This is a genomic window from Paenibacillus sp. FSL k6-2145 (assembly GCF_037976585.1).
Taxonomy (GTDB): Bacteria; Bacillota; Bacilli; order Paenibacillales; family Paenibacillaceae; genus Paenibacillus.
Map to the genome: position 1 here is coordinate 2819968 of NZ_CP150267.1, position 12335 is coordinate 2832302.

The 12335-nt window shown below is 47.2% G+C and carries 12 protein-coding genes; 10 read left to right on the forward strand and 2 right to left on the reverse strand.

The annotated features are described in order from the left end of the window. The first annotated feature begins 112 nt into the window (after positions 1 to 112). Positions 113 to 1273 (forward strand): AI-2E family transporter, encoded by a 1161-nt coding sequence (locus tag NZ043_RS12585; RefSeq protein WP_036614215.1) that lies wholly within the window; start codon positions 113 to 115, stop codon positions 1271 to 1273. A 153-nt stretch (positions 1274 to 1426) separates the two neighbouring features. Here the strand turns inward: NZ043_RS12585 and NZ043_RS12590 are convergent, their stop codons facing one another. Continuing rightward, entirely contained in the window at positions 1427 to 1798 is a 372-nt protein-coding gene (locus NZ043_RS12590) for a metalloregulator ArsR/SmtB family transcription factor (RefSeq protein ID WP_100526808.1), read from the reverse strand. Between the two features lie 310 nt (positions 1799 to 2108). Here NZ043_RS12590 and NZ043_RS12595 point away from each other — a divergent pair, with 310 nt between their 5' ends. The 7 genes from NZ043_RS12595 (at position 2109) to NZ043_RS12625 (ending at position 10413) form a co-directional block, all read left to right on the forward strand. After that, positions 2109 to 4436, forward strand: a complete 2328-nt coding sequence (locus NZ043_RS12595) for a heavy metal translocating P-type ATPase (protein WP_339312028.1) — start codon at positions 2109 to 2111, stop codon at positions 4434 to 4436. A 205-nt stretch (positions 4437 to 4641) separates the two neighbouring features. Beyond that, positions 4642 to 5028 (forward strand): SdpI family protein, encoded by a 387-nt coding sequence (locus NZ043_RS12600; protein WP_339312029.1) that lies wholly within the window; start codon positions 4642 to 4644, stop codon positions 5026 to 5028. Positions 5029 to 5219: 191 nt separating this feature from the next. Beyond that, complete coding sequence (locus NZ043_RS12605; protein WP_339312031.1) at positions 5220 to 5672, forward strand: MerR family transcriptional regulator; 453 nt, start codon at positions 5220 to 5222, stop codon at positions 5670 to 5672. Between the two features lie 229 nt (positions 5673 to 5901). Continuing rightward, the gene (locus NZ043_RS12610; protein ID WP_062837652.1) at positions 5902 to 7122 is read left to right on the forward strand and encodes an MFS transporter; all 1221 of its coding nucleotides are present in this window, start codon (positions 5902 to 5904) and stop codon (positions 7120 to 7122) included. 18 nt (positions 7123 to 7140) lie between these two features. Continuing rightward, entirely contained in the window at positions 7141 to 7563 is a 423-nt protein-coding gene (locus NZ043_RS12615; protein WP_339312033.1) for a universal stress protein, read from the forward strand. Positions 7564 to 7807: 244 nt separating this feature from the next. Next, entirely contained in the window at positions 7808 to 9232 is a 1425-nt protein-coding gene (locus NZ043_RS12620; RefSeq protein ID WP_339312035.1) for an aldehyde dehydrogenase family protein, read from the forward strand. A gap of 368 nt (positions 9233 to 9600) precedes the next feature. Continuing rightward, positions 9601 to 10413, forward strand: coding sequence for a TipAS antibiotic-recognition domain-containing protein (locus NZ043_RS12625; protein WP_133387554.1), 813 nt, complete (start codon positions 9601 to 9603; stop codon positions 10411 to 10413). Positions 10414 to 10564: 151 nt separating this feature from the next. Here the strand turns inward: NZ043_RS12625 and NZ043_RS12630 are convergent, their stop codons facing one another. After that, positions 10565 to 11062 (reverse strand): GAF domain-containing protein, encoded by a 498-nt coding sequence (locus NZ043_RS12630; protein ID WP_036614172.1) that lies wholly within the window; start codon positions 11060 to 11062, stop codon positions 10565 to 10567. Between the two features lie 185 nt (positions 11063 to 11247). On the opposite strand from NZ043_RS12630, the gene NZ043_RS12635 reads away from it, so the two are divergent. Then, positions 11248 to 11544, forward strand: a complete 297-nt coding sequence (locus NZ043_RS12635; protein ID WP_036614170.1) for a hypothetical protein — start codon at positions 11248 to 11250, stop codon at positions 11542 to 11544. Between the two features lie 199 nt (positions 11545 to 11743). Further along, positions 11744 to 12316, forward strand: coding sequence for a GNAT family protein (locus NZ043_RS12640; protein ID WP_339312038.1), 573 nt, complete (start codon positions 11744 to 11746; stop codon positions 12314 to 12316). Positions 12317 to 12335 lie beyond the last annotated feature (19 nt).

Consider the following 12335-nt stretch of genomic DNA (forward strand, 5'->3'; position numbering starts at 1 on the left):
GTGTTATACATATGTTGGCTTGTACAAGGTACTTTTTTATTCGTGTGTAGGGCATTTATCTAGCTTAATAGTTAAGTTTTGATTAAGGGTCATAAGAGAGGACGACACGCCTATGGAGCAACCTGAGCAACCCCGCGTTTGGCCGGAGCGGTTCAAGCGATTTTTTCTTAACAACAAGTTTGTGCTATTTCTGCTAATTCTGCTGTTGGTGGGACTGAACGTGATGGTTCTGACCAAAGTATCCTTTGTTCTTCATCCGCTAGCAGTACTCATCAAAACCATTGTACTTCCTATTATTCTGTCAGGAATACTCTATTATCTGCTGAATCCGATTGTGGATGTGATGGAAAGGTGGAAAATCAAGCGTGGCTGGTCCATTCTGATCCTGTATCTTGCGATTGGAGGCATTCTGACAGTCGTAGTATTGGCGGTCATTCCAGTTGTGCGTAACCAGATTGTGGGGCTGATTGAAAATTTCCCAACGTACAGTGAGACGGTAAAACAGCAGTTTGAGGAGCTTACGGGCAGTAAATTGTTCGGTCAGTTCCAGGAAACGGTGAATCTGAATTCGCAGGACTGGTGGGGAACAATCTCCCAAAAGGCTACTGAAATTCTGAACTCGACCTGGACCAAATTGGGCGGATTCCTCGGAGCTTTCACGGAGACCGTGCTGTCCATCGTAACGGTTCCGTTCATTCTGTTCTATCTGCTGAAAGACGGCAAAAAGCTACCAGCGAAGATTCTGTCTTTCCTGCCAATCAAGAGTCGTACGGGTGCAATGCATGTACTGGAAGACATCAATCACCAGATCAGTTCATTCATTCGTGGACAGATTATCGTCAGCTTCTGCATCGGTATTCTGCTCTACATCGGTTATATGGTCATTGGTCTGGATTATGCATTGATTCTTGCAATTATTGCATCGTTCACAAGTGTTGTTCCGTATCTGGGACCTGCAATTGCGATTACACCAGCATTAATCGTGGCACTTGTCACTTCGCCGGTGATGCTGCTGAAGATGGTCGCCGTATGGACGATCGTACAGTTAATCGAAGGTAAATTCATCTCACCACAGATCATGGGCAAAACGCTGAAGATTCATCCCATCACGATTATCTTTGTCATTTTGACTTCGGGTAATCTGTTTGGAGTCGTGGGCATTCTGCTCGCTGTTCCAGGATACGCGGTGCTGAAAGTATGTGTATCGCATATCTTCAACTGGTTCAAGGACAGATCCGGCCTGTACGATCCAAACAAGAACAATCTTTTATAACCAAAGTGGCAAGTTCCAATGGATAGTTAATCAGAAGATTTAGTCACTTTTTATTTTTTGTACAAAACGGTACCCTTACCAAGAAGAACCCCCGTCCATCGGCAAATAGCCGAGAGGCGGGGGTTCTTCTGCATGAACAAGCTTGGCTGCTGCCTAGCTGTGTTTAATATGTTGGAGCGTTTGCAGGAAAATCTGCTCAATATGAGTATCATCCAGAGAGTAGTACACCGTCTTGCCTTCCTTGCGCCGCTTGACGATCCGCATGTTGCGGAGAGAACGCAGCTGATGTGAAATGGCCGACTGCCCCATGTCGAGCAGAACCGTCAGGTCATGAACACATAATTCCTTCTGTAACAGTGCATCAATAATACGTAGACGTGTGGGGTCGCTGAATGCCTTGAACCAATCTGCCATCTCGGAAGACGTCTCCCGATCTATGAGTGAAGTGCGAATCGTCTGCACGTCGGCTTCAGTACCTGAGCAGGCTGCATCACATTCGCTTGGTGCTTTAACCGGTTGTTCCATTTCCTATCACCGCCTATGTTAACTCAACATTTTGCATAATTCGATTTAACCATGTGTAAGTACATTGTTGATTGGAATTCACTGGTTCTGATTTATGCAAAAGTTTAACTATAGCTCTATTATATCCAAAACCCGCCTAAAGCGAAATGATTACTATTAGCATAATCTGTATGAAAAATCAACAACGATTGTTGACACTCATGTTTAGGCGTGCATATAATAGGGGTAACCAAACATATGAATGAGTGCTCATATATTGAATGCAATTGAAATATAACATCGTTTTTGTACTGCAAAGGGGAGAATTCACATGGGAACCGGACAGGAACAGGTGAAAAGGGAACTGCTGCTTGATGGACTGGATTGTGCGAACTGCGCATTGAAGATCGAGAATGGGGTCAAAAAAATTAAGGGCATTAACGAATGCTCTGTCAATTTTGTTACCAAAACATTATCGCTGCACACCACTTCTGATATGGATGAACAGGTAGTGGAAGAAGCAAAGCGCAAAGTGCTTCGGCTGGAGCCGCATATTCGCATTTCGGAAAAAGGAAAACAGGTGAACGGTCATGTGCACACCCATACAGGGAGTGCAGGTAGTGCAAATAACCACAGTCATGACCATTCACATTCACATGGCAAACACTCGCATACTCATGATCATGGACATTCGCAGGGCCACGCACATGGTCATGTGCATGAGCACGGAAGTCATGCTGGACATGATCACAGCCATACCCATGATGATGCCCATGCAGGCCACTCGCATGAACATGGTGCAGGACAGACAAAAGTGTTGCTTGCTCGTCTTGCTGCAGGTTCTGTGTTGCTCGCAACTGCAATCTGGTCGCCGCTGGAGGGCTGGGCACAGTTTACTCTATATGCGCTCGCTTATCTGATTGCCGGGGGAGACATCGTGCTCCAGGCGTCCAAAAACATCATCCGCGGTCAGGTGTTCGATGAATACTTCCTGATGTCCGTCGCTACCTTGGGTGCCTTTGCTATTGGAGAGTATCCGGAAGGGGTAGCCGTCATGCTCTTTTATCAGCTCGGGGAGCTGTTTCAGGGCATGGCGGTTAATCGGTCACGCAAGTCGATTCAGTCACTGATGGACATTCGCCCGGACTACGCGAATATCCTGACAGGTTCGGGTGACGAGACCCGTCGTGTATCTCCGGAAGACGTACGGATTGGTGATCGTATTGTCGTGAAAGCAGGAGAGCGAGTACCGCTGGATGGTATCGTTAGAGCTGGGCGTTCCATGGTGGACACTTCTGCTCTGACAGGTGAATCCGTACCTCGTGAGCTGGAGTCCGGAAGTGACGTACTGAGTGGATTTGTGAACAAAAATGGTATGTTGACGATTGAAGTGACCAAAACGTTTGGTGAATCAACGGTATCCAAAATTTTGGACCTGGTACAGAACGCGAGCAGCCGGAAAGCGAAAACAGAACATTTTATCAGTAAATTTGCTCGTTATTACACACCGGTTGTTGTTATCCTTGCAGCCGTGATTGCATTTGTTCCACCGTTGATACTTAGTGGTGCAACATTTGCTGACTGGATCTATCGTGCATTGGTCTTCCTGGTTATCTCTTGCCCTTGTGCGTTGGTGGTCTCTATTCCACTTGGATTCTTTGGTGGTATCGGAGCGGCTTCACGTAACGGGATTCTTGTCAAAGGCAGTAACTACCTTGAAGCGTTGAACGATGTGAAAGTTGTTGTTTTTGATAAAACGGGCACACTAACCAAAGGTGTATTCAAAGTAACAGCCATTCGTCCCGAAGGTGGACGTACGGAAGATGAACTGATGAAGCTGGCAGCCATTGCTGAAGCGAATTCCAATCATCCGATTGCCGAATCCATTCGCGCAGCTTGGGCCAAGGCCATTCCCACGCAAGGTGTGGAAGGTTATGATGAAGTTGCCGGACATGGGATCAAGGTGAGTGTGGATGGTCGGGAAGTGCTGGCAGGCAACGTCAAATTAATGGAGCAGGCGGGTATATCGTATAGCACACCAGGGACGTCAGGAACGATAGTCCACGTGGCTGAAGCTGGCACGTATGTTGGTCATCTAATTATTGCTGATGAAGTGAAGGATGATGCAGCCGCTGCTATTCAGGCACTGAAGAAGCTTGGCATTCGCAAAACGGTCATGCTGACAGGTGATGCCAAAGCCGTAGGTGAAGCAGTAGGACGTGAACTGGGTGTGGATGAGGTCTATGCTGAATTGTTGCCACAGGATAAAGTCGAACGACTGGAGCAACTGGAAGCTGCCAAATCTCCGAAGGAAAAAATGGTGTTTGTCGGTGATGGCATCAACGATACACCTGTCCTAGCGCGCGCCGATGTGGGCGTGGCGATGGGTGGACTCGGTTCAGATGCTGCCATTGAAGCGGCAGATGTGGTCATCATGACAGATGAACCTTCGAAACTAGCGAGTGCAATCCGCATTGCTAAGCGTACACGAATGATTGTATGGCAAAATATCGCGTTTGCTCTGGGGGTTAAAGCGATCTTCCTGCTACTGGGTGTGTTCGGCATAGCTACCATGTGGGAAGCGGTATTCTCGGATGTCGGTGTCACGGTGCTGGCTGTTCTGAACGCCATGCGTGTACTCCGAGTGAAGAATATCTAAGTTTACGAAACGATCCAGGCGGCTCTTCGTATATACGTAGAGCCGTTTTTATATTTTTATGTAGAAAAGTCTAACTAGACATTTATACGAGAACGGAGAGGATAGAAATAACCTGAAGAAGCGAAGCTGCATCAGCAGGTTATTCTGTCACCGGAGTGTCAGTGTAAGCAGGTCTATGGAAGACAACAGTGAAGGGGAGAACGTTTTGACAGGAGCAGTAGTAGGGATAATTATCGGAGTGTGTTATTTCATTCTGGGGTTAATGGTGTTCAAAAAACCACCGAAAATGATTAACGGAATATATGGATATCGGACCCCGCGTGCAATGAGTAATCCCGAGTTGTGGGACGAAGCGCAAAGTTATAGTGCCAATCTGATGATGCAATTTGGTGTAATTATCACGATATTTGGCATTATCGGTTTCTGGCTTACAGATGTACGAGCTTTGGTGCTGAGTCTGGTTGCTACAGGATTTTATACGATCAGACTATTTACCAGAGTTGAAGGCCGGTTGAAGCAAATGCAACGTGCTCAACAGCAACAGCAACAGCAACAGCAACAGCAACAGCAACAGAATGAGCAGAACGTTTAAGGTAAAGTGAATGAATAGTTTACAGAGGAAGACTCGCGTGTGAAGCGGGTCTTTTTTTGTTGAAGATAGAGAATGGAAGGCGATGTTGAACTCGCTAAGGCTTTATGTTTGAAATCTAACGTTGACGTTAACGTTAAAATTATATATAATTATGTACATAACATTACAGACATATGGAAGAGGTGAGGGAAATGAGTTTATATAAAATCGACGACGTAGCCAAGGAATGTGGTTTGACCAAGCGAACCATTCGGTATTATGAAGAGATTGGTGTCATGCCTTCACCTCAGCGGACAGATGGCGGTACGCGGTTGTACACTCGGGAGGATATCGATTATCTGAAAAAGGTGGTTCGCGCCAAAGAGGTACTTGGATTCTCCCTTCAGGAGCTACATACCTATGTGGCAACAGCAGATGCCTTGAACGAACAACGTTTTGACTACCAACAGACGATTGAAGTGAGAGAACGGATCGAGAAGCTCACCACGATGGAAACAACGCTGGATGGTCAGCTGCAACTGATTGAGCAGAAACTTCAGAGCATACATGCCGTACAGACTGAACTGGAAGAGCTGCGTGAACGCGTTCGGAGCGGTATTCAGAAGTTACAGGCACATGATCCGCAGGGTGATGAAGACGGCTAACCCAATTAGCATCTAATATTTAATAAACAAAACTGTATACACATAATCGCTACATGGAGTGAGCACCATAGTACCTGTGGCGATCCTGTACAAACACTGGATGTTTCGGTGTCATTTGTGCCGTTTTGTTACCTCTAATTCTGAAAATGTATAGAATGTTTTCATTATTTTCATAGTCATTTTCAAATAAAAGTTTCATCACATAAATTATTCACAGGAGGAATTACGTATGAAAAGAGAGCCATCATTACCGGACGAATTGCCGTCATCACGTGGGGGCTTGTTATCCCAACCGCGAGCGGTATGGGCGGTTGCCTTTGCATGTATCATATCCTTTATGGGTCTGGGGCTGGTTGACCCGATCCTGCCCGCGATTGCAGATCAGCTGCATGCTTCGAAAAGCCAGGTGTCGCTGCTATTTACCAGTTATAACGCTGTAACCGGGGTAGCGATGCTGATTACAGGTGTCGTATCCAGCCGGATTGGTGTGAAGTGGACGTTGCTCAGCGGTATATTGCTGATTATTATCTTCTCGTTCCTCGGCGGTACCTCAGACACCGTAGGTGCACTGGTTGGTTACCGTGGCGGTTGGGGACTGGGTAATGCCTTGTTCATCGCAACGGCGTTATCTGCCATTGTTGGACTGTCCACGTCGGGGACAGCCAAGGCAATTATTTTGTACGAAGCAGCGCTTGGTCTCGGGATTGCGGTTGGTCCGCTGCTTGGTGGTGAGCTGGGTTCCATCTCTTGGCGCGGCCCGTTCTATGGGGTGGCTGTTCTGATGGCGATTGCCTTTATAAGCATTACATTTATGCTGCCCAAAATGGCTAAACCGAAAACACGAAGTTCTTTGTCCGATCCATTCAAAGCATTAAGTTATCCTTCATTGAAAACATTGGCGATTACCGCCTTCCTGTATAACTTTGGTTTCTTTACCTTGATGGCTTATTCACCATATGTCATGAATCTGGATGAGCACGGCCTGGGTTACGTATTCTTTGGCTGGGGCTTGATGCTGGCGATTACGTCGGTATTTGTTGCACCAAGATTACAACGCCGATTCGGATCGGTTCCGTCAATGAGTGTCATGCTTACATTGTTCGCGATTGATCTGGTTGTTATGGCAGTAGGTACGGTGATGGGTTCACCAACTACCGTTATTGTTGCAGTCATTGTAGCCGGGATTTTCCTTGGAATTAACAACACGTTGATTACAACGGCTGTTATGGAAGCTGCACCTGTGGAGCGTTCTGTTGCTTCTGCTGCATACAGCTTCGTTCGTTTCCTGGGTGGTGCACTTGCTCCGTGGCTTGCAGGTAAATTGTCCGAGTGGTTCCTGCCGGAAACGCCGTTTTATTTTGGCGCATTAATGGTTCTGATTGGTGTCGTGGTACTGCTGGTACGCCGTCATCATCTGCGGGATATCGATTCCGCTATTACATCTCATTAATTCACAGGAGGGATTGCAATGCTGAAACATATATTGGTTGCTGTTGATGGTTCGGAACATGCGCATAAGGCTTTGGAACAAGCTCTGATCCTGGCTGAAGATATGAAACAACCTGCAAGTCTGTTGATTGTGCATGTTAATCCTGCCATCTCCATTAATGAACCTGCATTGGGTGTTGATCTGGAAGCTCGGATTGCCGAAGAAGGGCAGCATATTATAGAACCGGTGACCAGACAGTTGTCCGGACGAGACGTAGCATATGAGACACTGCTGATTGCGGGTGATCCCGTTAATGAGATCTGCCGTGTAGCGCGAGAACGAGATTGTCGAATGATCGTGATGGGAACAGGTGGAAAAGGCATGCTCGCAGAGATGATCGTGGGCAGTGTCAGCCATGGTGTGTTAAAACATGCAGATTGCCCCGTCCTGACGGTTAAATAGGTTGTGAAATCCTTTATAATGCAATAGCTCAAGATCGCCACAATGGCTCATCAGGTACGTTACAAGCTATGATTGCCAAATACCGTAGTGGGTTGATGGCACGGAAATAGTGTATAAATAGATTATATAAATTGAACTGAACTTTTACATGAGACAGCGATTGTATGGTTGTTGTTCTGTCATCGAAGTGGCAGTGTAACATTCTTTAGTTCGATAGGTTCTAAAAGGATGGAGGATGCAGCATATGAAAAAACAACATCTGTTTATCGGTGGCAAACTGACCGAATCCGTAGATTATAAAGAACTTCAAGCACCATACTCCGGGGAAACGCTGGCAGAAGTCTCTTCGGCTTCAGCCGAGGAAGCGGAGGCTGCTGTTGTAGCTGCGGTTCAAGCCGGGAAGGCAATGCGCCAGATGCCTGCACATCAGCGTGCAGATATTCTGTACAAGTTGTCCTCCATGCTTGAAGAACGCAAAGAAGAAGCAGCGCGAATCATAGCGCTTGAAGCGGCGAAGCCAATTACGGCAGCACTGGCCGAGGTTGACCGGACGGTGGAAACGTATCGTTTTGCCGCTGAAGAAGCCAAGCGACTGACCGGAGAGACGGTTCCGATGGATGCAGCCAAAGGTGGAGAAGGGCGTATCGGCTATACGATGCGGCAACCTCTAGGTGTCATCGGTGCGATTACACCGTTTAATTTTCCAATGAACCTGGTAGCTCACAAGGTAGGTCCAGCGCTCGCAGCAGGCAATACGATCGTACTCAAACCTGCGGAGCAGACGCCGCTGTCTTCCTATTACATCGCTAATTTGCTGCAGGAAGCCGGACTGCCGGATGGTGCACTGAATGTGGTGAGCGGTGATGGCAAAACCATTGGTGATGTGCTTGTGGAGCACCCCCATGTTGCTCACATTACGTTTACAGGCAGTCCAGCGGTAGGCACGAGCATTCGTAGCAAAGCAGGACTCAAACGCGTGACACTGGAGCTTGGGTCGAATGCAGCGGTGATTGTGGATAAGGACGCAGACCTGGACAAAGTGGTTCCTCGATGTGTGACTGGTGCTTTCACGTATCAGGGACAGGTATGTATCTCACTACAGCGAATCTACGTACATCGTGACATCTCGGAAGAATTCATCCGGCGTTTTGCTGAAGTGGCCAAACAAGTGGTGGTCGGAGACCCGCTGAGCCCGGATACGGTGGTCTCTGCGTTGATTACCTCCAAGGATGTACAGCGTACACTCGACTGGATTGAAGAAGCTAAACAGGCAGGGGCTGAAGTGGCAGCAGGCGGTCAAGCTGAAGGAGGCGTTCTGCGTCCAACGGTACTGATTAACGTTCCGCGTGATGCCAAGGTATCCTGTCAGGAAGTGTTTGCACCCATCGTTGTGATCAATACGGTAGATTCCGTTGAAGAGGGTATTGAACATGTTAACGACTCGATATACGGGCTTCAGGCAGGCGTATTTACAAATGATATTCATACCGCCCTCCGTGCTGTCGATCAGATCGAAGCAGGTGGAGTTATGATTAATGATATTCCGACGTTCCGAGTGGATCACATGCCCTATGGTGGGGTGAAACAAAGTGGGATTGGGCGTGAAGGTGTAAAATATGCTGTAGAGGAAATGACGGAATTGAAGTTTGTTATGTTTAACAAAGGGTGATTCTCTTCCATTCTTTTACTCAATATACCGTATGCCAATGAAAACATAACCACACACTCCTGTGCCAGAATAATGGCACAGGTTTTTTTATATGAAGATCATGGAAAAAGTTTCAAAAATACATATGGATTCTTCGCTGACTGCGGGTTCACATCTGATGAGACGGGTATAACATAGTTAACATACCGCAACATAACTGACCAAACGCCCTCATATTACCGAAGCATTGATGTACCCATCCAGAGAACGAGCGGAATGAAGCGGTACAGCACTGCCGAAAGTCTTATATTCTCTCATTATTCAAATAAAATGCAGTATGAATTAAGCCTGAACTCTGGAGTTGCAGGACAGGCAGGAGGTGTATTCAAATGGCGTATTCCATGGTTGACGTATCGGGAATGTCAGGCGTAAGTCTGAACGAACTGAGCCAGTATGCAGAGACAGGTCTTCTGAATCCGGCCTTTGGGGATGTAGATGAGGACATCTATTATGAAAAGCAGGAATTGCTGAGACTCCAGCAAATTCTTTTCTGTAAGGAAGTAGGTATGAAGGAGAATGAGATTGCCCCGATGCTCCGGGATAATCCTCAGGATGTCATACGCATCATGAAGCAGCATCGCATTGATATTCTGGAGAAGGCACTCCGTCTGCATGGATTGATTCAGACACTGGACAAAACGATCTCTCATTTGCAAGGTGAACAGGAACTTGATGAACATGAACTGTATAACGGTTTTGTAAATAAGGGGCGTCACCAGTTGCTGAATGAATCGGGTTTTGACCCTGTAATCAATAAAGATATGAACCATGTGCAGACAGAGGGTGTTCAGAGGTCCGACATCCAATCTTCCAATTCATCCACATTGCCTGAAAATCAGGAGTTGAAGTCAAAAGAAGACTATCTGGATTCCCAGGCGAAAATTGATCAGGTCCATCTCGACTTACAACAGGCCATTGAGGATGGATTGGAACCCGGTAGTGCGAAAGTACAACGGATTATTGGCAGGCATCTTGAATGGATCAAAGGTTATTATACACCCACCGCTGAGATCTATCGGGATTTGGCCAATCTGTATGTAGAGCATAAAAATTTCCGTCAGATGTACGATGGTTACCACCCGAGGCTGGCTGAATTCCTGCGGGATGGGATGATGATTAAAGCGGAACATGATTTATCCTAGATGCATAAAGTAACATGGGCGAGCAAGAACATGGGTGTAAATCATAATGGATAACAAAGAGCGCAGACCTTTGAGAGGACTGCGCTCTTTGTTATTACGGGTTCTTCATCATCGTGTGTGATGAGACTCCGATCACCTTATTCATCATTTCCTAGAGGGGGATGGTTGCCTCCAACTGCTCTGTGAGCAGGCTTACGGCTTTCTCCAGGAAGACGCGGTCTTCGTCGTCAAAACGGTTTTTGATCGGGCTGTCGATATCCAGCACCCCGTACAGTTCGCCGTTTTTGATAATAGGTACGACAATCTCACTGTTTGATGCTGCATCACAGGCAATGTGGCCTGGGAAGGCATGAACATCATCAACGACCAAGGTACGTTTTTCCGCAGCAGATGTGCCGCATACACCACGTCCCAATGGAATTCGGATACAGGCAGGCAGTCCTTGGAATGGCCCGAGGACCAGTTCTTTTCCATCATACAGATAGAAGCCGACCCAATTGGTGTCGGTCATAAATACATTGAGCAGCGCAGCAGCGTTCGCCAGATTGGCAATCGCACTAGGTTCATCGCGGATCAGAGCACTTAACTGTCCCAGGACGGCGGTGTGCTGCTCACTTCGTGTTCCTTCATAGGAAACAGCTTGAAACATGGTAAATCACCCTCCCGAGCAAAATGGTACTTATTTTCAAGATAGTGCAGAGGATGCGGTTAGTCAAGCGGAGGATTTCGGAAAGGGAAGGGAATACCAGAAGAATCCTCCTGTTTCTCAGCTTCTTACGTGGGGTAATTACTTAGCAACCACGGAGGGCTACAACCCGGGAAGGAGCTTGGCTTATGCATGCAGAGGTACAGAATCTTTTTGTACGGATTCATCTACTATATTTCGCGCAAAATCAGGATTTGAACGTTAGCGAGGCACTGCCCCTATTGGAAGAACGGGGATATCGCGTTGGAGAGCGGGAGATCAAGCAGGAGCTTGAACACCTGACACAGGAGAACTTCCTGACTGCCCACGGGGACCAATGGAGCCTAACCGGGACTGGCATCGAAGAATTCAAGGAAATCACGGCTGTGTTTGGCCGGGTTAGCGATGAATTACTGGGGAAGGGCAAGAAAACGTCCAAAGCTTAAAATTCATTTGGACAAGCCATGATTCCGTAATTCACTCAAACTTGAATGGATCCATACGTACAACAAGACCGGGAGCGAAATTGGCCCGGTTTTTTGACATGTGTGCATGACTGAATAGTTGCCATTCGGCGCAGGTTATGATTAGATGACTATTGAATATTATGGTCTGCGGAGATAGATCGGATCGGAGTGTCTTTATATGTATAAATGCAAAGGAAGAATTCCCGAAATGGAGACTGTGCGGCTTCGTCTGCGTAAAATGCGTCGCCGGGATGCGGCCCAGATGTTCGCATGCTGGTCAGATCGCGAGGTGACCCGTTACATGAATCTTGCACCCATGATTGGGACAAGCGAAGCGGCGGACATGATCGCACTGCTCAACCAAATGGCAGGGGAAGAGGATGCGATCCGCTGGGGGATCGAACTCAAAGAAACAGGTAAACTCATCGGCAGCTGTGGCTTCAATACATGGCAGCTTGAAGGCGCATTCCGGGGTGAGATCGGTTATGAGCTGGGACGTGATTATTGGCGCCACGGTTATATGACGGAGGCTTTCTCGGCATTGCTGCCTTTTGGGTATGAGACCATGGGTCTTAATCGAATTGAAGCGCTGGTTGACCCACGCAATCTGGCTTCCGGCGAGTTCCTGACTAACCGCGGCTTCACACGAGAAGGGTTGCTGCGACAGGTGCAGCATACGTCCACCGGATACAAGGATATGGTGATGTATTCGATGCTGTATGATGAGTTTCTTCGTAAGAAAAGTAAATAAAAGAAAAAATATATAATTG